Origin of the sequence: Streptomyces apricus (assembly GCF_008369065.1) — a bacterium.
Taxonomy (GTDB): domain Bacteria; phylum Actinomycetota; class Actinomycetes; order Streptomycetales; family Streptomycetaceae; genus Streptomyces; species Streptomyces apricus.
Genome location: NZ_VDFC01000046.1, coordinates 254,596 through 277,469 on the forward strand (window position 1 = coordinate 254,596; position 22,874 = coordinate 277,469).

Consider the following 22,874-nt stretch of genomic DNA (forward strand, 5'->3'; position numbering starts at 1 on the left):
CTACCGGAGCCGCGGAAACCGCCGCCGCCCCCGCCGGAGCCGCGGGGGTTGCCGCCCCCGCCGGTCCCGCGGGGGTTGCCGCGCCCGCCGCTGTTCCTGCCACTGCCGCTGCCACTGCTTCGCATCAAAGTTCCGTCGTCGTCGTGTCGTCTGCATCTGCGTCCGGCGCATCCGGATCGAACGACGGGACCCCTTCCAGCGTCTCTGCCTCGATCGCGTCCGCCTCCGGGAGGAAGGGCGCGAGCTCCGGGAGCTCGTCCAGGCCGCGCAGGCCCATTCGCTCCAGGAAGTAGTTCGTCGTCCTGTACAGGATCGCACCTGTTTCGGGTTCCGCGCCCGCCTCCTGGACCAGACCCCTCTGCAGGAGGGTGCGCATCACGCCGTCGCAGTTCACCCCGCGGACCGCGGAGACCCTGGAACGGCTGACCGGCTGCCGGTACGCGACCACCGCCAACGTCTCCAGCGCGGCCTGGGTGAGACGGGCCTGCTGGCCGTCCAGGACGAACCGCTCGACGGCCGCCGCGTACGCGGGCCGGCTGTAGAACCGCCAGCCGCCGGCGATGCGCCGCAGCTCGAAGCCGCGCCCCTGGGCGGTGTACTGGTCGGCCAGCGCGCGCAGCGCGTCCGCGACGTGCCGTCTGGGCCGCTCCAGGATCTTGGCGAGGTGCTCCTCGGTCGCGGGTTCGTCCACGACCATCAGCACGGCCTCAAGGGCGGGTCCGAGGTCGAGACCGGCGACGCCGGGCGGCTGCGCCGGTGCCCCGGTGGTGTCCTCGCTCACACCTTCTCCTCCTTCACCGGCTCGGGCGGTCTGTCGAACTCGTCCGTCACCGTCGGCTGCGCCTCCCCCTCCCCGCCCGTCCAGCGCACCACCAGGTCCCCCAGGGCCTCCTCCTGGTCCAGGGAGACCGCCTTCTCCCGGTAGAGCTCCAGAAGGGCCAGGAAGCGCGCCACGACGGTGAGGGTGTCGTCGGTGTCCTCCACGAGCGCGCGGAAGCTGGCCTCGCCGAGCTCCCGCAGCCGCGTCACCACGATCGCGGCCTGCTCCTGCACGCTCACGAGCGGCGCGTGGATGTGGTCCACGTACACCTGGGGCTTCGGCTTCGGCTGCATCGCCTTCACGGCGAGCCGGGCGAAACCTTCCGCCCCGATGCTGATGACGACCTCGGGCAGCAGCGCGGCGTGGTGCGCCTCCAGACCGACGGTGCGGGGGTACCGCCGCGACTCCTCGTCGAGGCGGCGGTTGAAGATGTCGGCGATCTGTTTGTACGCGCGGTACTGCAGCAGCCGGGCGAAGAGCAGGTCGCGGGCCTCCAGGAGCGCCAGGTCGGCCTCGTCCTCGACCTCGGCGGTGGGCAGCAGCCGGGCGGCCTTCAGGTCCAGCAGCGTCGCCGCGACGACCAGGAACTCGGTCGTCCGGTCGAGGTCCCAGTCCGGCCCCATCGCCCGGATGTGCGCCATGAACTCGTCGGTGACCCGGGACAGCGCCACCTCGGTGACGTCCATCTTGTGCTTGGAGATCAGCTGCAGCAGGAGGTCGAAGGGGCCCTCGAAGTTGGCGAGCCGGACCGTGAAGACCCCGTCGTCGGCCTCTCCGGCCTCTCCGGTCTGTCCCGTCTTTTCGGCCTCTTCGGCCTGTACGCCGTCCCCGGACCCCGCGTCGGCCGGTGCCGGTTCCGCCGGGGGTCCGGCCCCGGGTCCCCGCCCCAGCGCGCGCCGCCGCCCTCCGGGCCCGCCGGGGGCGGGAGCAGGGGCGGCAGCAGGAACAGGGGCGTCGTTCGAGGTCATGGCCGTCGCAGGCTACCCCTACCGGCCCCGCAGACGTCGTACCAGAATGCTCGCGTCCCCCCGGGATTCGAGATCCGCGAGGACCACGGCGACGGCCTCCCGCACGATCCGGCCCCGGTCGACCGCGAGCCCGTGCTCCCCGCGCAGCACCAGCCGGGCGTGCTCCAGGTCCATCAGCTCCTCGGCGGACACGTACACGGTGATCTTCTCGTCGTGCCGCTCGCGTCCGCTGGGCCGCCGGCCGGGTGCCCGGCCGCGCTTGCGGGGCTGTCCCCCGCCGGCCCCGGCGGCGCCTTCCGCCGGTCCCGGACGCCTACCGGAACGGTCCGCCGCGGCGGCGCCCCGGGTCCGGGTGTCCCCGGCGGAGTCGGCGTCGGCCGCGACGTGCTCGTCGCCCTCGCCGTCACCGCCCCGGACGGGCACCGACTGCGGCCCGTCCTCCCCGGCGGCGGTGTCGCCCTCGCCCGCCGGAGCCGGCACCCGCGCCTCGCCGTTGGCCTGCCGCCTGGGAGTGGACGCCTGGAGCGCCGTCCCCCCGGTCGTACGGAACAGTTCGTCGGCCCCCGGCAGACTCACTCGGCGTGACACCGGGCGAGCACCTCCCTGGCGAGCTGGCGGTAGGCGGCGGCACCGACGGAGTTGGAGGCGTACGTCGTGATCGGCTCACCGGCGACCGTGGTCTCCGGGAAGCGGACGGTCCGGCCGATCACCGTGTGGTAGACGTGATCGTCGAACGCCTCGACCACGCGCGCGAGCACCTCGCGGCTGTGCACGGTCCGCGAGTCGTACATCGTGGCGAGGATGCCGTCGAGCTCCAGCTCGGGGTTGAGCCGCTCCTGGACCTTCTCGATGGTCTCGGTGAGCAGCGCGACCCCGCGCAGCGCGAAGAACTCGCACTCCAGAGGCACTATCACCTTGTGGGCGGCCGTCAGCGCGTTCACGGTGAGCAGGCCGAGCGAGGGCTGGCAGTCGATCACGATGTAGTCGTAGTCGGCCATCAGCGGCTTCAGGGCGCGCTGCAGCGTGGACTCGCGGGCGACCTCGCTCACCAGCTGGACCTCGGCGGCGGACAGGTCGATGTTGCTCGGCAGCAGGTCCATGTTCGGGACCGCGGTCTTCAGGAGCACCTCGTCGGCCGCCATGCCCCGCTCCATGAGCAGGTTGTAGACCGTGAGGTCGAGCTCCATCGGGTTGACCCCGAGGCCCACGGACAGGGCGCCCTGCGGGTCGAAGTCGACGAGCAGCACCCGGCGCCCGTACTCCGCGAGCGCGGCACCCAGGTTGATGGTCGACGTCGTCTTGCCGACGCCGCCCTTCTGGTTGCACATCGCGATGATCTTCGCGGGACCGTGGTCGGTCAGCGGGCCCGGGATCGGGAAGTACGGCAGCGGACGCCCGGTCGGGCCGATGCGCTCGCGGCGCTGGCGCGCCGCGTCGGGCGCGAGCGTGGCCGCGTACTCCGGATCCGGCTCGTACTCGGCGTCGGGGTCGTAGAAGTGCCCCTCGGGCAGGTCGTCGTAGTCGGCGAAGTGGGTGCGGTTCTCGCCACTTCCGTTGCCGGCCATGGCGTTCACGTGATGGCCATCCATGCTCTGGTGTGCGGGCTGAGTCATCATCGAGGGTTGGTGACTCTGGTGGGCTGCGAAGGTGCGCACAGCGACGGAGCCGACAGCCTCAAGCCCATTGGGCCTTGAGCCTTGCGCAGGCATTCCTGGTTGACCACCCCCGGGAGTAAATGTCGACTCATTCACAAGTCGTCTTACCTCCTTGGTGACCAGGAAATTTCTAGATAGGTCAGCGTGGCACCATGCCGACGGTTGGCGACTCTATGGCGTGTCACCGCTTCGCAGCAACACAATCCGCCGGACCCGGCCCGATGTGTCGGCAACGGAACATCCCGCTGTCAAGGGCGTAAGGGCGTCGCACAGCAGGTTCCGGGGGTGTGCGAAACGGTCGAAGGGTTACGTTCGAGACGAGTTGAACGAGTCTCCCAAAGTGACCCGAGACACATGCGGCCGGACCCTGTGGGACAAGGTCCGGCCGTACGGGCGAGATTGACGACCTCTGTTGACGAATCGCCTTTTGCCGAGGGGGAGGTGGCCCGGCGAACCCGGACGAACCGGGTCGCAGGGTCAGCCCAGCAGGGTCTCCAGCTCGGTGTGGGCCAGGCCGTGGGCCTCGGCGACCTCCCGGTGGACGACCGCTCCGTCATGGGTGTTGAGGCCCCTGGCGAGCGCGGGGTCACGGCGCAGCGCCTCGACCCAGCCGCGGTTCGCGAGCTCCACGATGTACGGCAGCGTCGCGTTGGTGAGCGCGTACGTCGACGTGTTGGGCACCGCGCCCGGCATGTTGGCGACGCAGTAGAAGACCGAGCCGTGCACCGGGAAGGTCGGCTCCGCGTGGGTGGTCGCACGCGAGTCCTCGAAGCAGCCGCCCTGGTCGATCGCGATGTCGACAAGAACACTTCCGGGCTTCATCCGGGACACCAGTTCGTTGGTGACCAGCTTCGGCGCCTTGGCGCCGGGGATGAGCACGGCGCCGATCACGAGGTCCGCCTCCAGGCACGCCTTCTCCAGCTCGAAGGCGTTGGAGACGACGGTCTGGATCTTCGTGCCGAAGATCTTGTCGGCTTCCTTGAGCTTGTTGATGTCGCGGTCGAGCAGGGTCACGTGGAAGCCCATGCCGATGGCGATCTGCGCCGCGTTCCAGCCGGAGACGCCGCCGCCGATGACCACCGCGCGGGCCGCCTGGACGCCCGGGACGCCGCCGGGCAGGACGCCGCGGCCGCCGTGGGCGCGCATCAGGTGGTAGGCGCCGACCTGCGGCGCGAGGCGGCCCGCCACCTCGGACATGGGGGCCAGCAGCGGCAGCGCACGGCTGGGCAGTTCGACGGTTTCGTATGCGATCGCGGTGGTGCCGGACTCCAGGAGGGCGTCCGTGCACTCCTTGGACGCGGCCAGGTGCAGGTAGGTGAAGAGCGTCTGGTCCTTGCGGAGGCGGTGGTACTCCTCGGCGATGGGCTCCTTGACCTTCAGCAGCAGGTCGGCGGCGGCCCAGACCTCGTCGGCCGTCTCCAGGATCCGGGCGCCCGCGGCGACGAACTCCTCGTCGGTGATCGAGGAGCCGACACCGGCGTGCCGCTCGATCAGGACCTGGTGGCCGTGGCGCACCAGCTCGTGCACGCCGGCCGGGGTGATGGCCACCCGGAACTCGTTGTTCTTGACCTCGCGGGGGATGCCGACCTTCACGTCGATCACGGTCCTTGGCTCAGGAGGGGGCTGGGGGGCGGCGACGCACGACATGGCGATGCCTGACATACCCGGATGCACGGGAGCACACCGGGATGCACCACGAAAAGACGCGGCGGAGCCAGTTTAATGAAGGGAGACTTCCTGTCTAGCCTTCCAAAGCATCAATCTTCTTCGGATGCACTACGGATTTCGTAGGCGTTGCCGTCCTGTTCCCTGCTTGCTGCGTCCTCCGGGAGCTCGTCGCCCAGCATTCGCCGGGCCGCGGCGCGGTGCAGTCCGGCGGCCGTGGGGTCCCCCAGCCGGTCGAGGGTGTCGGCGAGCCGCAGCTGCAGCGCGGCCTGCAGCCGGACGTCGTCGGCGCGGCGCGCCCACTCGGCCGCCTCCTGGCAGGTGACGAGGGACTCCTCGGGCCGGCCCGCGTACTCCTGCACGCGCGCCAGCTCGCTCAGCGCCCTTGCCTGGCCCGCCACGTCACCGGTCCTGCGGTGTCCGGTGACGGCGGAGCGCCAGTTGCGCAGCGCCTCGCCGTAGCGGCCCGCGTAGGTGTGCACGGTGGCGATCCGGCCGTGCAGCCGCGCCGCGTCCGCGCGCTCGTCGCGGGCGAGCCGCTGGGCCAGCGCCCGGCCGTACCAGTCGGCGGCCCGGTCGTAGTCCCCCAGCTCCTGGTGGGCGGCGCCTACGGATTCCATCGCGCGGCCGGTCGCGTAGGGGTCGTTCGCCTCGCGTCCGGCGTCCAGGGCGGCCCGGTAGCGGGCCAGGGCGTCGGCCGTGCGGCCGGTGCGGGCGTCCAGGTCGGCGAGGTTCAGCAGCGCCGCGGCCTTCTCGCGGGGCAGGTTCCGGCGCTCGGCGACGTCCAGGACGAGCCGGTGGATGCCGTACAGCTCGGGCGCCGAGGCCTGGGTGCCGAAGTGGGCGACCAGCGCTCTGACCAGGGCGGCCATCAGGCGGCGGGCCAGGGTGTCCAGCTCCCCGTCGGCGACCGCGAGGCGGGCGGCGGCCAGCAGCGCGGGCCGGCGGATGCGCAGCCAGTCGGCGGCCGCGCGGGGGTTGGGGAAGCGCAGCGCGCGGGGCATCCCGGCGAGCTTCTCGCGGGCGGGTGAGCTGTCGGTCTCGGTGATCGCCCGGCAGGAGCCGAGGAGCCGCACGGTCCGTTCCAGCATCCGGGCGCGGGCCAGCTGGAGCTCGGCCGGGCGGTCCTCGGCCGCGGTGAGCGGGCGCAGCAGCGGCAGCAGGCAGCCGGGCACCTCGTACTGCGGCAGGGGCGACTCCACCGCCCGTACGAGGCCCAGCCGGGTGAAGTCGTCCAGGGTGGTGTGGGCGGCGCCGACCGAGCAGCCGGCGAGCGCGGACGCGGTGTGCGGGTCGACCAGACCGGCGGGGGCCAGCGAGAGGAACCGCAGTATCCGCGCGGCGGCCGTGGGCAGGGCGGCGTAGGTGAGCCGGAAGATCCGTTCGAGGACCGGGCCGTCCTCGCCGTCGGCGCGCAGCTGCTTGGCGAGGTCGGCGACGGCCGCCTTGGGGCGGTGGGCCAGCCAGGCCCCGGCCAGGACGAGCGCCGCGGGCTGCCCGGCGCACAGCTCGACGAGCCCCTCGGCGGCGCGCGGGTCCACGGTGATGCGTACGGAACCGGTGTAGCGGTCGAGGAGTTCGAGCGCGGACTTGGTGTCCATGCCGCCGAGGGTGCAGGGGCGCACGTCCGGGATGCCGGTCAGGGGCCCGCCGGAGACGGCGACGACGAGGCAGTCGGGGTTCTCCGGGAGGAGCGCGTCGACCTGCGCGGCGTCCACCGCGTCGTCGAGCAGGAGCAGGGCGCGGCGGGTGGCGAGCGCCTCGCGCAGCCGCTCGGAGAGGTCGTCCTCGTCGGCGCCGGCCGGGGCCGTCAGGCCGAGCGCGGCGAGCAGGTCGCGGGCGGTGCGCTCGGTCGGTACGGGCGTGCCGTCGGGCTCGGCGAGCTGGGCCCGCAGGATCCCGTCCGGGTAACTGTGCGCGACCTGCCGGGCGAGCTCCCCGGCGAGCGCGGTGCGGCCCGATCCGGGTCTGCCGGCGATCAGCAGCACGCGCGCGTGGGGCGCCTTGCGCCCGGCGAGGGTGTTCAGGCCGGCCCGCTCGATGTCGGCCCGCAGCTCCTTCAACTCTCTTGTGCGGCCGAAGAACTGACTGCTCGTCGGAGCGGGCGCGGCGGGCGGGCGCGGCCCTTCCTCCGACACTGCCGTGCCGCCGGTGTCCACTGCCTGATCCGTCACGGGCCACACTCCCGTCCCACTGCGCACGCAAGCCCGCCGGGCACTCCGGACGGACGTTTTCAGAGCCTAGTTCACGCTCTGCGACGATCCGTGCGGAGCGCGGCGGGCACATCCCCCGATCGGATCAAGCGATGGTCACACCGGTGGGCCGATCGCGCGCACTGCGATGGATCATGCTTCGAACGGGCGTGCGGGCCAGGGCGCCTCGGCCGGGCGCAGGGCGTCCAGACCGTCCCCGTTGCGGGCGGCGATCAGCGCGAGGACGCCCACGACGAGGCAGTTGTTGTGCAGCTCCCCGGCGAGGACGCCCCGTACGAGCTCGTCGACCGGGACCCGGTCGAGCTCCATGTCGGACTCCTCGTCCTCCACCTCGAAGCGCACGCCCCCGGCCTCGGAGAGGTCGCGGGCCAGGAAGATCCGCACGGCCTCGTCGCAGCCGCCGGGCGTGGTGTACACGTCCGTGAGCACCCGCCAGTCCCCGGCCTTGACGTACGCCTCCTCGTAGAGCTCGCGCTGGGCCGCGTGCAGGGGGTTCTCGCCCGGGACGTCCAGCAGGCCGGCCGGGATCTCCCAGAGCCGGTGGCGCACGGGGTGCCGGTACTGGCGGATGACCACGGCCCGGTCCTCGTCGTCCAGGGCGAGGACCGCCACCGAACCCGGGTGCACCTGGTAGTCGCGGCGGGCGACCGATCCGCCGGGCATGACCACGTCGTCCGTGCGCACGGAGGTCTTCTTGCCGACGAAGGGGGTGTCGGTCGCCCGGACCTCCCACTCCTCGGCGGTGTCCTTGATGGCCATGTCGACTTCTTCCTCCCACACGCACGAACCTGCGCCGCGGCGGCGGTGCGCCCGCGACGGAAACCGGGGCGCGCGTCCCGCAGGACACGCGCCCCGGCCACCGTACAACCCTCGTCCTACTTGCCCGTCTTGCGCTCCACGGCCGCCTTGACCAGGCCCGCGAACAGCGGGTGCGGCCGGGTCGGGCGCGAGCGCAGCTCGGGGTGCGACTGGGTCGCGACCAGGTACGGGTGGACCTCGCGCGGGTACTCGACGTACTCCACGAGCTTGCCGTCCGGGGAGGTGCCGGAGAACTGCAGTCCGGTGCTCTTCTCCAGCTCGGCGCGGTAGCTGTTGTTCACCTCGTAGCGGTGGCGGTGGCGCTCCTCGACGTACTCCTTGCCGTCGTACACCTCGCGCACGATGGAGCCCTCGGCGAGCTTGGCGGGGTACATGCCCAGGCGCATCGTGCCGCCCATGTCGCCCTCGCCCGCCACGATGTCCAGCTGCTCGGCCATGGTGGAGATGACCGGGTGGCCGGTGGCGGGGTCGAACTCGGTGGAGTTGGCGTCCGCGATGCCGGCGAGGTTGCGCGCGGCCTCGATCACGATGCACTGCAGCCCCAGGCACAGGCCGAGCAGCGGGATCCGGTTCTCGCGGGCGTACTGGATGGCGCCGACCTTGCCGGACACACCGCGGTCGCCGAAGCCGCCGGGGATGCAGATCGCGTCCACGTCGCCGAGCTGCTCGGCGGCGCCCGCGGGGGTCTTGCACTCGTCCGAGGCGACCCACTTGATCTTCACGCGGGCCTTGTTGGCGAAGCCGCCCGCGCGCAGCGCCTCGGTGACCGAGAGGTAGGCGTCGGGCAGGTCGATGTACTTGCCGACCAGCGCGAGGTTGATCTCGTGCAGCGGGCTGTGGACGCGGTCCAGCAGGTCGTCCCAGGTCGTCCAGTCCACATCGCGGAACGGCAGGTCCAGCTTGCGGACCACGTACGCGTCCAGGCCCTCGGTGTGCAGGACCTTCGGGATGTCGTAGATCGAGCGGGCGTCGGGACAGGCCACCACCGCGGCCTCGTCCACGTCGCACATCAGCGAGATCTTGCGCTTGATCGCGGTGGGCACCTCGCGGTCGGCGCGCAGCACGATCGCGTCCGGCTGGATGCCGATGTTGCGCAGCGCCGCAACCGAGTGCTGGGTCGGCTTCGTCTTCAGCTCCCCGGAGGGGCCGATGTACGGGAGGAGCGAGATGTGCACGACGAACACGTTGTCGCGGCCGACCTCGTGACGCACCTGGCGGACGGTCTCCAGGAACGGCAGCGACTCGATGTCGCCGACCGTGCCGCCGACCTCCGTGATGACGACGTCGACGTCGTCGGTGGCCATCCGGCGGATGCGGTGCTTGATCTCGTTGGTGATGTGCGGGATGACCTGCACGGTGTCGCCGAGGTACTCGCCGCGCCGCTCCTTGGCGATGACCGTGTTGTAGACCTGTCCGGTCGTGACGTTGGCGGAGCCGTCCAGGTCGACGTCGAGGAAGCGCTCGTAGTGGCCGATGTCCAGGTCGGTCTCGGCGCCGTCGTTGGTGACGAACACCTCACCGTGCTGGAAGGGGTTCATCGTGCCGGGGTCGACGTTCAGGTACGGGTCGAGCTTCTGCATGGTGACCCGAAGTCCCCGGGCCTTGAGCAGCGCGCCCAGGCTGGAGGCGGTGAGGCCCTTGCCGAGGGAGGAGGCGACACCTCCCGTGACGAAGAGGTGCTTGGTCGTCGTGGCTGTGCTGTTTCGGAAAGCAGCGGGCGGCATGGCCAAGAGGGGGCTCCCGTGGTCGCGGTATCGGTTGCGGTACGGCTGCCCGGCCCGGAGGTTTCCGGCGGTGCCGTCGCTGCGGTTCGGGGGCCCCTTTTCCTGCCGGGGCGTCCACCGGTCCACGGGCTACCAGGGTATCAGCGCCGCGGGGAGGGTGCTTCCGGCCACGCTCCGCGCACGGGCCGACACGCACCACGGTCGGGCTCACTCGTTCGGCTCAGACGGGTTGCCGGGAGGGGCGCGCGGAACATCATCGTGCGTCGTATCCTGCTCGGACACTCGCTGCCGAGCCAGGCCGGCGAACGGCACACCCCCGCCGGTAATCCTGGACAAAGAGCTCGTCAGTTCGTCCCGCGAAGAAATCACTGCAACCATCGACATGCGTGACACGCGACAACTGACGTTCCGCAACGACGCTTTACCAATGATCCTCTGACCGCAAGAGCGACCGCCCCTCGGGGGGCGACGCGGCCGTTCGACTGGAGTTGCACGTGGCCGGGCGCATCGAAGACTACGCACTTATCGGAGACATGCAGACGGCCGCGCTGGTCTGCAGGGACGGCACGGTGGACTGGCTGTGCCTCCCCCGCTTCGACTCCCACGCCGTCTTCGCGGGACTGCTCGGCACCGAGGAGCACGGCTTCTGGCGGCTGGGTCCCGCGCACGCCGCCGACGCCGAGCCGCCGACCGCGGCGCGCCGCCGCTACCGCGGTGACTCGCTGATCCTCGAATCCGAGTGGGACACCTCACGCGGCACGGTCCGCGTGACCGATTTCATGCCCCCGCGCGACGGCGCCCCCCAGCTGATCCGCATCGTCGAGGGCGTCTCGGGCCGCGTGCCGATGCGCTCCGCGCTGCGGATGCGCTTCTCCTACGGGCGGGTCGTCCCCTGGGTGCACAAGCACGAGGGCCGCACGGTGGCCGTCGCCGGACCCGACTCCGTCTGGTACGACACCGAGTGCGAGACCTACGGCAAGTCCCTGACGACGTACTCGGACTTCACGGTCGCCCCGGGCGACCGGATCGCGTTCACCATCTCCTGGGAGCCCTCGCACAAGCAGCCGCCCCCGCTCCCGGAGCCGGAGCAATCCCTGGAGGCCACCGAGGAGTTCTGGCGCGAGTGGGTGGCCCAGTGCACGTACCACGGCCCCTACCGGGAGGCCGTGGTCCGCTCGCTGATCACGCTCAAGGCGCTGACCTACGCGCCGACCGGCGGCATCGTCGCCGCCCCCACGACCTCCCTGCCGGAGGAGATCGGCGGGGTCCGCAACTGGGACTACCGCTACACGTGGCTGCGGGACGCGGCGATCACGCTGTCGTCGCTGCTGCGCACCGGCTACCGCGAGGAGGCGCGCGCCTGGCGCGAGTGGCTGCTGCGCGCGGTCGCGGGCGACCCCGAGAACCTGCAGATCATGTACGGCATCGCGGGCGAGCGTGAGCTGGGTGAGGCGGAGCTCGACTGGCTGCCCGGTTACGAGAACTCCGGCCCCGTGCGGGTCGGCAACGGCGCCGCGCACCAGCTCCAGCTGGACGTCTACGGCGAGGTGACCGAGGCCCTGCACCTGGCCCACATGACGGGCCTGGCCCGCAACGACTACGCCTCGGTGCTCCAGCTCAAGCTGATCCGCTACCTGGAGGACCACTGGAACGAGCCCGACGAGGGCATCTGGGAGGTCCGCGGGCCGCGCCGCCACTTCGTCCACTCGAAGGTGATGGCCTGGGTCGCCGTGGACCGCACGATCAAGCTCATCGAGTCGGGGGACGCGGACGGCCCGCTGGAGAGGTGGCGCGAGCTGCGCGACGACATCCACCGGGACGTGTGCGAGAAGGGGTACGACGCCGAGCGCAACACCTTCACGCAGTCCTACGGCTCCAAGGAGCTGGACGCCTCGCTGCTGCTGATCCCGCAGATGGGCTTCCTGCCGCCGGACGACAAGCGGGTGATCGGCACGATCGAGGCCATCCAGCGCGAGCTGTCCACCGCGGACGGCTTCATCCTGCGCTACCCGACGTCCGGCGACGACGCGGGCGTGGACGGTCTGGAGGGCGACGAGGGCGCGTTCCTGGCCTGTTCGTTCTGGATGGCCGACGACCTCGCGATGATCGGCCGGGTCGACGAGGCCCGCAAGCTCTTCGAGAAACTGCTGGCCCTGCGCAACGACCTGGGTCTGCTCGCGGAGGAGTGGGACCCGCGCCTGCAGCGCCAGGTGGGCAACTTCCCGCAGGCGTTCAGCCACGTCCCGCTGATCGACACGGCCCTGCGCCTGACGGCGTCGGGGGCGTACGGCGGCTGAGCGGACGCGCCCGGCGCGCGGGAGCCCCGCCCGGCACGTCATGCCAGGTGGCGGACGGGGTAGCGTCCGGTCATGGACAGCCGTACCGACATGCCGGACCCGCACACCGGCGGGATCACCGTGCGGCGCGCCCTGGAGCTGCCCGGGCTGCGCGGCGGCCTGCCGGAGGTCCTGGCGGGCGCCGACCGCCTGGGCCGCACCGTGCGCTGGGTGCACGCGGGCGAGGTGCCGAACATCGCCTCGCTGCYCAAGGGCGGCGAACTGCTCCTGACCACGGGGTACGGGCTCGGCGCCCGCCCCGCCGAGCAGCGCGCGTTCGTCCGCACCCTCGCCGAGCGCGGGATCGCGGCCCTCGTCGTGGAGCTGGGGCCGCGCTTCGTGAAACTGCCCGCGGCCCTGGTGGAGACGGCCCGCGCGGCCGGCCTGCCCCTGGTGCAGCTGCACCGCGAGGTGGCGTTCGTGACGGTCACGGAGGAGGTCCACACCGAGATCGTCAACGGCCACTACGCGCTGCTCCAGCGCGCCGACGAGGTGCACCGGCGCTGCACCGGGGCCCTGCTGGGCGGGGGCGGCATCCCGCAGGTCCTCGCCGTCCTGGCCGGCTTCGGCGCCAACCCGGTCTTCCTGGAGACCCCGGACGGGCAGCTCCTGTACGCCGCCGGGTCGGGCCCCGCCGACGCCGATCCGCTCCAGGTGTGGGAGGGGCTGCGCGGCCGGCGCGGGGAGGACCCGCCCGCCGGTTCCGTCCTGGTGGACGTGCCCGGCTCCGGCACCGCCGGCGGGGCGGGCCCCGGCGCGGTCCGGGCCCGGCTCGTCCTGCTGCCCGTGAACGCCCCGCTGGCGCCCGTGCACCGGATCGCGGCCGAGCGGGCCGCGGACGTGCTGGCGGTGGTCCTGATGCAGGCCCGCCAGGAGGAGGAGCTGGCGGCCCGCGGGCGCGGCGACTTCCTCACCGACCTCGCCGAGGGCCGGGTCGCGGCCCAGGACGCGCCCGCGCAGGCCCGGGTCCTCGGCTTCAGGCCCGGCGCGAGTCCGCTGCTGCCGGTCGTCATGCGGCTGGCCGACGGACTCGCGCCCGGCGGCGGCTGGGCCGTGCTGGCCCGCGCGGTGGCCGAGGAACTGGCCTCGGTGGGCGTCCCGGTCCTGCTGGGCGTGCGCCCCGTCGAGGGCCGGGTGCCCCTGCTGGTGGCGCTGCGGGCGGAGGGCGAGCGGGAGGCCGTCGCGGACCGGGTGGCCGCGGCCCTGCGAGCGGGCGTGGAACGGGCCGGGATGCAGCGGCCGGGCGCGCAGCCCCCGGTGGTGGTGGTCGGCGTGGCGGGCGGCTGGGCGGCCGCCTCGGCGGGACTGCGGCACGCGGCCGAGACGGCGGCGGCCGCCCAGGGGCTGTCCGACCGGCCCTGGTACGACGCCCGGCGCCTGGACACCGACCTGCTGCTGTGGCGGCTGCGGGACCATCCGGACCTGGCCGCCTTCGTGGACCGCGCGATCGGCCCCCTGCGCGACCACGACCGCCGCTCCAGGCCACCGCTGCTGCCCACCCTGGAGGCGTACCTGGCGCACGCGGGCCGCAAGGCGGAGACCGCGCGCGAGCTGCACCTCAACCGGCAGACGCTCTACAACCGGCTCGCGCGGATCGGGGAGCTGCTCGGGACGGACCTCGACGACCCGCAGACGGTCCTGGCGCTGAGCCTCGCGCTGCGGGCCCGCCGGCTGGTCCCGTGAGGCCCGTGCGGGGTCCCGCCACAGCCCGGGGTCCTGCTACAGCCCGGGGGCCCGGTGCAGGGGCCAGGGCCGGGTCAGCTCGTCGTACACGCTCAGCACCTGCGCCACCGTGTCGTCCTCGGTGGGCCAGGTGGCCGCCTGGCGCGTGCCCCTGTCCTTGAGGCGCTCGCACCGGACGGGGTCGGCGAGGAGCGCCGTGACGGCCTCGGCGAGCGCCTCGGGGTCGCCGTGCGGGACGAGTTCGGCCGCGTCGCCGACGAGGTCGGTGATCCCGCCGGTGTCGGCCGCGACCAGCGGCACGCGCGCGTGGAGGGCCTCCTGGGCGAGCAGGGGGCGCGCTTCCGGGAACCCCGGCAGCAGGGCGAGGTCGGCGGCCGCGAGCAGCTCCCCGATGTCGTCCCGGCGGCCGATCAGGCGTACGGGCAGCCCTTCGTCCTCGATGCGCCGCTGGAGTGCGCCGCGCAGCGGTCCCTCCCCGGCGATCACCAGGAGCGGCACGGGGTCCAGCCGACGCCACGCGCGCGTGGCGTCCAGCAGCGTGTCGTGGCCCCGGTGCCGGTCGAGGGAGCCGACGGCCATCAGCAGCGGCCGGTCGACCGTGCCGAGTTCGGCGCGCGCCTTGGGCCGCAGCCGCTCGGCGTGCTCGTCCGCGGCGCCCCCGCGGCGGGCCGGCAGCGCGACCGCGCTGAGCCGGGCGTCCCGCGCGCCCCGGCTGCGGGCCCGGTCCACCAGGTCGGAGGAGGAGCCGAGGACCACCGAGGCGGTCCTCGCGACGCGGCGCTCCAGCACGCGCAGCAGCCGGTCCCGCGCGCCCTCGGCGGACGGGCGGGTGTGCCAGGTGACGACGAGGGGGACCCGCCGTCCGCTCAGCGCGAGCGAGGCCCTCAGCGCGGCGTGCAGACCGTGCGCGTGCACCAGGTCGGCGTCCGCGCAGGCCGTCCGCAACGCCGCCACCGAGGCCGGGTCGTGGCGCCTGGGCACCGGTACGTGGTCCGCGCCGGCGCCGGTGAAGTCGTACGCGCGATCGGTCTCGGCGGGGGCGCACACGGTGACCCGCACGCCCCGTGCGACGAGCCCGGAGGTGAGCGACCGGACATGGACGCTGCTGCCCGCGCTGCCGCCGCCGAGCACCTGGACGGTACGCAGCGGAGACTGCCCGTGCGGTGCGTGTCCGTGCGGTGCGTGGCTGCTCACGTGGCTCACGTGGCCGGGGCTCCTGGTTCGGCGTCGGGCGGTCACGAAGGGACGTACAGAAGGGTCAGGTGGCGGGGGTGGCCCGCCCGTCCTTCTCCAAGGATGCCAGCAGGACGCGGAGTTGCCGACCACCGAGGGGCCGCTGTGACCCGTGGGGCGKGKGGGGAAACCGGCTCTCACCCGCACGGGTGAGGGCCGGAGGATGTCCGTGGACAGCGCGGGGCGGGCGCCCGGACTGCCGAGCCCCCGCGCACGCCCCTTCACGCCCCCGGTCACGCCCGGACCGGGCGACCGCCGGGCCGGGCGAGCGGCGTCCCCTTCGGCCGACCGTCCGCTTCGGTCAGCCGTCCGCGCGGGCCGCCGCCAGGAGTTCCTCCGCGTGGGCGCGGGCCGTCTGCGAGTCCTCCTGGCCGGCCAGCATGCGCGACAGCTCGCGGATGCGCTCCTCGCCCTCCAGGGCCTTCACCCCGGAGCGGGTGACCGACCCGTCGTTGGTCTTCTCCACCAGGAGCTGCCGGTCGGCGAAGGCGGCCACCTGCGGCAGGTGGGTCACGACGACGACCTGCGCGCTCTTGGCGAGCTTCGCGAGCCGGCGGCCGATCTCCACGGCCGCCTTGCCGCCGACGCCGGCGTCGACCTCGTCGAAGAGGTACGTGGGCACGGGGTCCGTCCCCGCGAAGACCACCTCGACCGCGAGCATGACGCGCGACAGCTCACCGCCGGACGCGCCCTTGGCGATGGGCCGCGGCGGCGCCCCCGGGTGCGGGGCGAGGAGCAGTTCGACCTCGTCGCAGCCGGTGGGCCCGTACGCGACCGGACGGCCGCCGACCTCCACGCCCTGCGGGTCCTCGGTCTGCCGGATCTCGAACGACACGCGCGCGTGCGGCATGGCCAGCGAGGCCAACTCGGCGGTCACGGCGGCGGCGAAGCGGTCCGCGGCCTCCGTACGGGCGTCGGTGAGGGCCTGTGCGAGGCCGCCCAACTCGGCCCGCAGCGCGTCCCGCTCGACGGTGAGCTCGTCGATGCGCTCGTCGTCGCCGTCCAGTTCCAGGAGCCGTGCGGCGCTCCGCTCGGCCCAGGCCAGCACGGCGGCCACGCCCTCGCCGGACTCGTCGTACTTGCGGACCAGCGCGGTGAGCGCCGCCCGGCGCTCCTCGACGGCCGCCAGCCGCAGCGGATCCGCGTCGAGGTCGTCGGCGTACCCCGCCAGCTCCCCCGCCACGTCGCCCAGCAGGATGCCGATCTCCCCGAGGCGGCCCGCCAGGGCCGCCAGGGCCGCGTCGTGCGACCGGACGGCCTCCAGGGCCCGGTGCGCGCCCGCGACGAGGGTCGTGGCGTCGATGCCCTCCGGGTCCTCGGGGTTGCCCGCGAGGGCGGCGTGCGCGACCGTGGCGGCCGACGCGAGCGCCTCCGCGTGCCCGAGCCGCTCGGCCTCGGCCGCGAGCTCCACGTCCTCGCCCGCCCTGGGCTCCACCGCGGCGATCTCGTCGAGCCCGAAGCGCAGCATGTCGGCTTCCTGGGCGCGTTCGCGCGCGCGGGTGGTGATCTCCTCCAGCTCGGCGGAGACGGCCCGCAGCCGCCGGTAGGCGCCCGTGTACTTGTCGAGCGGCACGGCGACCGCGTCGCCCGCGTACCGGTCCAGGGCCTGCCGCTGCCGGGACAGCTTGAGCAGCCCCTGCTGGTCGGTCTGGCCGTGCACGGCCACCAGGTCGTCGGCCAGCTCGGCGAGCACCCCCACCGGCACGGACCGCCCGCCGAGGTGCGCGCGCGAGCGGCCCTCGGCGGAGACGGTACGGCTGATCAGCAGGGCGCCGTCGTCCAGCTCGGCACCGGCCTCCTCGGCCCGCAGGATCGCGGAAGCGCCGTCGGGGACGGAGATCCGCCCCTCCACGACCGCGTTCTTCGCGCCGATCCGCACCAGGGCGGCGTCGGCGCGTCCGCCCAGCAGCAGCCCGAGGCTGGTGACCACCATCGTCTTGCCCGCGCCGGTCTCGCCCGTCACCGCCGTGAAGCCCGGCGACAGCTCGACCACCGCGTCGTCGATGACTCCGAGCGACCGTATCCGCATCTCCTCCAACACGGACATGACCATACGAGGTTTCTCCCGCCCGGCGCGACGCCGCCCCATTCCCTGCACAAACGTCCAGGTTCCCACGCTGCCCGACCTCACTCCGGAGTGCTACCCCGGGCGGCCGTCGCGCCCGTGCCCCCGCTCAGTTCGGGGCGCCCCGCCACCCGGCCACCGGCAGCGCGAACTTGGCCACCAGGCGGTCGGTGAACGAGGCGTGGTGCAGCCGGGCCAGCCGGACCGGCACGGCCCCGCGGCGGACCTCCACCCGGGCGCCGGGCGGCAGCTCGATCGTGCGCCGGCCGTCGCACCACAGCACCCCGGGCGGGATGTGCGGCAGGATCTCGACGGCGAGGACCGAGTTCGGCGAGGTCACCAGCGGCTTGGCGAACAGGGCGTGCGCGCTGATCGGCACCATGAGCAGCGCCTCGACCTCCGGCCACACCACGGGCCCGCCCGCGGAGAACGCGTACGCCGTCGAGCCGGTGGGCGTCGACAGGACGATGCCGTCGCAGCCGAAGCCGGTCACCGGCCGCCCGTCGATCTCCAGGACGACCTCCAGGAGCTTCTCGGCCCCCGCCTTCTGCACGGCGGCCTCGTTGAGCGCCCAGTCCGTGTGGACGACGTCGCCGTTGCTGTGCACGACGACGTCGACGGTCATGCGCTCCTCGACCTCGTACGCCCTCGTCACCACCCGGTCGACGACCTTGTCGAGGTCGTCACGCTCGGCCTCCGCGAGGAAGCCGACGCGCCCCAGGTTGACGCCGAGCATCGGCACCCCGGAGGCGCGGGCGAACTCGGCGCCGCGCAGCAGCGTGCCGTCGCCGCCGAGGACGATCAGCAGTTCGCAGCCGTCCAGGCACTCCGGGGTCGCCTCCTTGACGAGCTCCACCGTCGGCGGCAGCGGCAGGTCGGCCGCCTCCGCCTCCAGGACGCGTACGCCGAGCCCGGAGCGCAGCAGCCCCTCGACGACGAGCTCGGCACTGCGGATGGCCGCGGGCCGTCCGGTGTGGGCGAGCAGGAAAACGGTTCGAGATCGGGTGTCGGTCAACGCGGCCCCTCCGCCACTGCACGGTCGATGTCGGCCGGGTCCGGTGCGGGTGCCCCGGCACGCAGCCACAGAAAGTACTCGACGTTCCCGGAGGGTCCGGGCAGCGGACTGGCCGTCACGCCCCGCACCCCGAGCCCCAGTTCCGCCGCCTGGCGGGCCACACCGAGCACGGCGTCCGCCCGCAGCTCGGGACTGCGGACGACGCCGCCGCTCCCCAGCCGTTCCCTGCCCACCTCGAACTGCGGCTTGACCATCATCACCAGGTCGGCACCGGGCGCCGCGCACCGCACGAGGGCGGGCAGCACCAGGCCGAGCGGGATGAAGGACAAGTCTCCGACGACAAGATCCACCGGCTCCCCATCGATCGCCTCCAACGTCAACTCGCGTACGTTCGTACGGTCCTTGACGGTGACGCGTTCATCGCTCTGCAGGGACCAGGCCAACTGGCCGTAGCCCACGTCCACGGCGAGGACCCGTGCGACGCCCGCGCGCAGCAGCACGTCGGTGAAGCCGCCCGTCGAGGCCCCGGCGTCCAGCGCCCGCCGGCCCGCGACCTCCAGGCCCTGCGGTACGAAGACCTCCAGCGCCCCGGCGAGCTTGTGGCCGCCGCGCGAGACGTAGTCCGGGTCGTCGTCGTCCTGCGCGACCACGATGGCGGCCGCGGTCTCCACCTGGGTGGCGGACTTGGTCGCGAGGTTCTTGCCGACGGTGACCCGCCCGGCGGCGATCAGCTGTCCGGCGTGCTCGCGCGAGCGGGCGAGCTTGCGCCGGACCAGCTCGGCGTCGAGGCGGCGTCGTGCCACTCCTGCCACGTTCGGTTCAGCTCCTGTTGCTGTTGCTGTGGTCGGTCGGTCCCGGGGGCGCCGGGGGTCCCGGATGCGCGTCGAGCGCGGTGAGCGTGTCGCGCAGTCCCCGGTGCACATCCTCGTACACCTCGACGTGGCCGTCCGTCGGGAGGTGGTCCGCGTCGCCCAGCCGGTCGAGCAGGGCGTCGACCCCGTCGTCGCCCGTGGGCGTGCGCGGGACGTGCAGGGGGGCGGGCGCGGCCGGGTCGTACGCCTCCGCGCCCGGGGGCTCCGCGTCGCCGGCACCGCCGGCACCGCCGGCACCGCCGGTGGCTGCGGATTCGCTCCGGGACGCGTCCTGTGGCCCGGTCATGGACTCGTTCATGCCCCGACGCTACCGCGTGGCGCTGCGGTACCGTCGATCACGATGGCGACGATCGAGGAGTGCCGCAGCGCACTCGACGAACTCTCGGACAACATGGCGGGCGCGAACGGCGACGTGCGCAGCGCGGCCGCGTTGGACCGCTCCCTGAGCTGCCGGATCACCGACCTGGACGTCACCTTCGTGGGCCGTCTGCAGGACGGCCGGATCGTGGTGCTGGACACGGTCCAGGGACCACCGCCCGAGAAGGCCGAGATCCGGCTCGCGATGACCGGTGACGACCTGGTCGCGATGGTCGGCGGCGAGCTGCACTTCGCGAAGGCCTGGGGCTCGGGCCGGGTGAAGCTCGAAGCGGGCCTGCGCGACCTGATGCGGCTCAGAAAGCTCCTCTGACGCCCGTCCCGGCCTCCGGCTCCGGCTACCCCTTCACGACGGTGGCAGCGGCCGTACGGGCCTTGCGCGCCGCCGGCACCACCAGCGGCGTGCCCGTCTCCGGGTCGTCGATGACCTGGCAGCGCAGCCCGAAGACCTCCTCGACCAGCTCGGCCGTGACGATGTCCGCCGGGGCGCCCTCCGCGATCACCGAGCCGTCCCGCAGGGCGATCAGGTGCGTGGCGTACCGGGCGGCGTGGTTGAGGTCGTGCAGCACGGCGACCAGGGTCCGGCCCTGCTCCTCGTGCAGTTCGGCGCAGAGGTCCAGCACGTCGATCTGGTGCTGGATGTCGAGGAAGGTCGTCGGCTCGTCGAGCAGCAGCAGCGGCGTCTGCTGGGCGAGCGCCATGGCGATCCACACGCGCTGGCGCTGGCCCCCGGACAGTTCGTCCACGTACCGGTCGGCGAGTGCGGCGACCCCGGTTGCGGCCATGGACTCGCGCACGATCCGCTCGTCCTCGGCCGACCACTGGCGCAGCAGCCCCTGGTGCGGGTAGCGGCCGCGTCCCACCAGGTCGCCGACGGTGATCCCGTCGGGGGCGACCGACGACTGCGGGAGCAGCCCGAGCGTCCTCGCCACCTTCTTCGCGGGCATCGACTGGATGACCTGCCCGTCCAGGAGCACCCGGCCCTGCTGCGGCCTGAGCATGCGCGACAGCGCGCGCAGCAGCGTGGACTTGCCGCAGGCGTTGGGCCCGACGATCACCGTGAAGGAGTGGTCTGGTATCTCGACCGACAACTGCTCGGCGATGACGCGCTGGTCGTAGGCGAGGGTGACACCCTCGGCGGACAGGCGGTTCACGGTGCTCCTCGGTTCGTTGCTTCCTGTGTCCTCACTCCCAGGCTCGTTCATATCCGGCCCGCTTTCCGCTCGGTGACCAGCAGCCACAGCAGGTAGCCGCCGCCGACGACCCCGGTCAGCACGCCGACCGGCAGCTGGTCGGCCCCGAAGGCCCGCTGCGAGGCCAGGTCCGCGACGACCAGGAGGGCGGCGCCCATGCACATCGCCGGGACGAGGTTGGGGCCGGGCGAGCGGGTGAGGCGCCGGGCGAGCTGCGGCGCGGTGAGCGCGACGAAGGCGACGGGGCCCGCGGCGGCGGTCGCGGCCGCGGTGAGCAGCACGGCAGCCACCATCAGCACCAGGCGCGTGCGCTCCACCCGCACGCCGAGCGCGTACGCCACGTCGTCGCCCATCTCCAGCGTCCGCAGGGCGCGCCCGTGGGAGAGGACCAGGGGTACGAGGACGGCACACAGGACGAGCAGGGGCCACACCTGCTCCCAGTCGCGGCCGTTGAGGGAGCCGGTCATCCAGACCACCGCGCGGGTCGCGTCGACGAGGTCGGCCTTGGTGATCAGGTAGCCGTTGACGGCCGTGACGATCGCGGAGACCCCGATGCCGACCAGGACCAGCCGGTACCCGTGCACGCCCCGCTTCCAGGCGAGCCGATAGATCGCCAGCCCGGTCACCAGGCCGCCGGCCAGCGCTCCGGCGGTGACCTGCCGGGCCGTCCCCGAGAACAGCACGATCACCACGAGCGCGCCGGCCGTCGCCCCCTGCCCGAGGCCGAGCACGTCCGGACTGCCCAGCGGGTTGCGGGAGATCGCCTGGAAGAGCGCGCCGCCCAGACCGAGTGAGGCGCCGACCAGGAGCCCCACCAGGACCCGCGGCAGCCGCAGCTCGTTGACGATGAACTCCTGGCCCGCGTCACCGCCGCCCAGCAGCGTCCGGACGACGTCGGCGGCGGGGATCGGGAAGTCGCCGGTGCCGATCAGCACGACGCTCGCGGCGAGCGCCGCCACCAGCAGCAGGACGACGACCGCGGACGCGCGGACGTCGACCCGCACCGACAACCCGCCGGTACGGAGCGTGCGGCCGCGGAAGCCCCCGGCCGGAGCCGCGGGTAGCCGTTGGGCCTGCTCGGCGCGAGCGGCCTGCTCGACCTGTTCGGCCTGCCCGGCGCGAGCGCCCTGGTTGCGTGGGGCCTTCACAGCTGCGCCGTCCTCCGCCGTCGTACGAGAAAGATGAAGACCGGGCCGCCGAGGACCGCGGTGACGATGCCGACCTGGAGCTCCGCGGGCCGCGCCACGACCCGGCCGACCACGTCGGCGCCGAGCAGCAGCACCGGCGACAGCACGGTGGCGTACGGCAGGATCCAGCGCAGGTCGGGCCCGGTGAAGGAGCGCACGACGTGCGGGACCATCAGCCCCACGAAGACGATCGGCCCGCACGCGGCGGTCGCGGCCCCGCACAGCACGGTGGCGGCAGCCATGGACAGCGCCCGGGTGCGGCCCAGGTGCGCCCCCAGCGCCCGGGCGGTGTCGTCGCCCATGGCCATGGCGTTCAGCGGCCGGGCGAGCCCCAGCGCGAGGACCGTACCGGCCACCAGGAACGGCAGCACCTGCCAGACGGTGGAGGTGGTGGCCGAGGCCAGCGAACCGACCGTCCAGAAGCGCATCTTGCCGAGCGCCGCCTCGTCCATGATCATCACGGCTTGCAGATAGCCGTAGAGCGCGGCGCTGATCGCGGTGCCGGCGAGCGCGAGCCGCACCGGTGTGGCGCCCCGGCTGCCGCCGAGGAAGTGGACCAGCGCCCCGACGGCGGCCGCGCCCGCGAAGGCGAACCACACGTAGCCGTTCAGTGAGGTGACGCCGAAGAAGGTGATCGCGGTGACGACCGCCGCGGAGGCGCCCGCGTTGATGCCGAGCAGGCCGGGGTCGGCGAGCGGATTGCGGGTGAGCGCCTGCAGCACCGCCCCGGCGAGGCCGAGCGCGGCCCCGACGAGCAGCCCGAGGACCGTACGCGAGAGCCGCTCGCCCACCACGACGTCGCCGTACGAGCCCGAGTCCTTGAACAGGCCGTGCCAGACCTGCTCCAGGGACAGCTCCTTCGCGCCGATCGCGATGCTCGCCAGGGCGACGAGCACCAGCACGGCGAGGGACACGAGGAGCCCTGCGACGCGGACCGCCCGGCGGCCGGGGGGCGCGGGAGCGGTCTGCGCGCTCGGTTCGGGGGGACTGTCGACCAACACGCAGTTAGGTTAACCTAAGTTGCTCTCCGCCCCTCCGGCGGCTCCGCAGC

19 protein-coding genes are annotated in these 22,874 nt (G+C 73.4%); 3 read left to right on the top strand and 16 right to left on the bottom strand.

Annotation, left to right across the window (positions count from 1 at the left end; translation table 11 throughout):
- Nucleotides 1-124: 124 nt before the first annotated feature.
- From scpB to FGF04_RS21230, 8 genes are all read right to left on the bottom strand, one after another.
- Nucleotides 125-781 carry an SMC-Scp complex subunit ScpB gene (scpB, locus tag FGF04_RS21195; RefSeq protein WP_149512891.1) on the bottom strand — a complete coding sequence of 219 codons (657 nt, stop codon included), beginning with the start codon at nucleotides 779-781 and terminating at the stop codon, nucleotides 125-127.
- The gene (locus tag FGF04_RS21200) at nucleotides 778-1,788 is read right to left on the bottom strand and encodes a segregation and condensation protein A (protein WP_188114166.1); all 1,011 of its coding nucleotides are present in this window, start codon (nucleotides 1,786-1,788) and stop codon (nucleotides 778-780) included. The genes scpB and FGF04_RS21200 overlap by 4 nt, the downstream gene beginning before the upstream one ends.
- An 18-nt stretch (nucleotides 1,789-1,806) precedes the next feature.
- Entirely contained in the window at nucleotides 1,807-2,376 is a 570-nt protein-coding gene (locus FGF04_RS21205) for a hypothetical protein (protein ID WP_188114167.1), read from the bottom strand.
- A complete protein-coding gene (locus FGF04_RS21210) occupies nucleotides 2,361-3,497 on the bottom strand; it encodes a ParA family protein (RefSeq protein ID WP_149512892.1) in 1,137 nt (378 codons plus the stop codon). Before FGF04_RS21210 ends, FGF04_RS21205 begins: the two co-directional genes overlap by 16 nt.
- Nucleotides 3,498-3,920: 423 nt before the next feature.
- Nucleotides 3,921-5,045, bottom strand: a complete 1,125-nt coding sequence (gene ald / locus FGF04_RS21215) for an alanine dehydrogenase (RefSeq protein WP_188114168.1) — start codon at nucleotides 5,043-5,045, stop codon at nucleotides 3,921-3,923.
- Between the two features lie 155 nt (nucleotides 5,046-5,200).
- Nucleotides 5,201-7,282, bottom strand: coding sequence for a tetratricopeptide repeat protein (locus FGF04_RS21220; RefSeq protein ID WP_149512893.1), 2,082 nt, complete (start codon nucleotides 7,280-7,282; stop codon nucleotides 5,201-5,203).
- A 171-nt stretch (nucleotides 7,283-7,453) separates the two neighbouring features.
- Nucleotides 7,454-8,080, bottom strand: coding sequence for an NUDIX domain-containing protein (locus tag FGF04_RS21225; protein ID WP_149512894.1), 627 nt, complete (start codon nucleotides 8,078-8,080; stop codon nucleotides 7,454-7,456).
- A gap of 116 nt (nucleotides 8,081-8,196) precedes the next feature.
- Nucleotides 8,197-9,864 (bottom strand): CTP synthase, encoded by a 1,668-nt coding sequence (locus tag FGF04_RS21230; RefSeq protein ID WP_149512895.1) that lies wholly within the window; start codon nucleotides 9,862-9,864, stop codon nucleotides 8,197-8,199.
- A 494-nt stretch (nucleotides 9,865-10,358) separates the two neighbouring features.
- Between FGF04_RS21230 and FGF04_RS21235 the strand changes: the two genes are divergently transcribed.
- Nucleotides 10,359-12,161, top strand: a complete 1,803-nt coding sequence (locus tag FGF04_RS21235; RefSeq protein WP_188114169.1) for a glycoside hydrolase family 15 protein — start codon at nucleotides 10,359-10,361, stop codon at nucleotides 12,159-12,161.
- Nucleotides 12,162-12,233: 72 nt separating this feature from the next.
- The gene (locus FGF04_RS21240; RefSeq protein ID WP_149512897.1) at nucleotides 12,234-13,883 is read left to right on the top strand and encodes a PucR family transcriptional regulator; all 1,650 of its coding nucleotides are present in this window, start codon (nucleotides 12,234-12,236) and stop codon (nucleotides 13,881-13,883) included.
- Between the two features lie 36 nt (nucleotides 13,884-13,919).
- Here FGF04_RS21240 and FGF04_RS21245 read toward each other — a convergent pair whose 3' ends face one another.
- The 5 genes from FGF04_RS21245 to FGF04_RS21265 form a co-directional block, all read right to left on the bottom strand.
- Nucleotides 13,920-15,086, bottom strand: coding sequence for a glycosyltransferase family 4 protein (locus tag FGF04_RS21245; protein WP_235882429.1), 1,167 nt, complete (start codon nucleotides 15,084-15,086; stop codon nucleotides 13,920-13,922).
- A gap of 331 nt (nucleotides 15,087-15,417) precedes the next feature.
- Nucleotides 15,418-17,169, bottom strand: coding sequence for a DNA repair protein RecN (gene recN / locus FGF04_RS21250; protein WP_149512899.1), 1,752 nt, complete (start codon nucleotides 17,167-17,169; stop codon nucleotides 15,418-15,420).
- A 121-nt stretch (nucleotides 17,170-17,290) separates the two neighbouring features.
- Nucleotides 17,291-18,196 carry an NAD kinase gene (locus FGF04_RS21255; protein WP_149512900.1) on the bottom strand — a complete coding sequence of 302 codons (906 nt, stop codon included), beginning with the start codon at nucleotides 18,194-18,196 and terminating at the stop codon, nucleotides 17,291-17,293.
- Complete coding sequence (locus FGF04_RS21260) at nucleotides 18,193-19,008, bottom strand: TlyA family RNA methyltransferase (protein WP_149512901.1); 816 nt, start codon at nucleotides 19,006-19,008, stop codon at nucleotides 18,193-18,195. The genes FGF04_RS21255 and FGF04_RS21260 overlap by 4 nt, the downstream gene beginning before the upstream one ends.
- A 7-nt stretch (nucleotides 19,009-19,015) precedes the next feature.
- On the bottom strand, nucleotides 19,016-19,366 hold the full coding sequence (locus FGF04_RS21265; RefSeq protein WP_149512902.1) for a hypothetical protein: 351 nt from the start codon (nucleotides 19,364-19,366) through the stop codon (nucleotides 19,016-19,018).
- Nucleotides 19,367-19,408: 42 nt separating this feature from the next.
- Between FGF04_RS21265 and FGF04_RS21270 the strand changes: the two genes are divergently transcribed.
- Nucleotides 19,409-19,756, top strand: a complete 348-nt coding sequence (locus FGF04_RS21270) for an SCP2 sterol-binding domain-containing protein (protein WP_149512903.1) — start codon at nucleotides 19,409-19,411, stop codon at nucleotides 19,754-19,756.
- A gap of 25 nt (nucleotides 19,757-19,781) precedes the next feature.
- Here the strand turns inward: FGF04_RS21270 and FGF04_RS21275 are convergent, their stop codons facing one another.
- From FGF04_RS21275 to FGF04_RS21285, 3 genes are all read right to left on the bottom strand, one after another.
- Nucleotides 19,782-20,648, bottom strand: a complete 867-nt coding sequence (locus FGF04_RS21275) for an ABC transporter ATP-binding protein (RefSeq protein ID WP_149512904.1) — start codon at nucleotides 20,646-20,648, stop codon at nucleotides 19,782-19,784.
- Nucleotides 20,645-21,646 (bottom strand): FecCD family ABC transporter permease, encoded by a 1,002-nt coding sequence (locus FGF04_RS21280; protein WP_235882500.1) that lies wholly within the window; start codon nucleotides 21,644-21,646, stop codon nucleotides 20,645-20,647. Before FGF04_RS21280 ends, FGF04_RS21275 begins: the two co-directional genes overlap by 4 nt.
- 134 nt (nucleotides 21,647-21,780) lie before the next feature.
- The gene (locus FGF04_RS21285) at nucleotides 21,781-22,824 is read right to left on the bottom strand and encodes a FecCD family ABC transporter permease (protein WP_149512906.1); all 1,044 of its coding nucleotides are present in this window, start codon (nucleotides 22,822-22,824) and stop codon (nucleotides 21,781-21,783) included.
- Between the last annotated feature and the right edge of the window lie 50 nt (nucleotides 22,825-22,874).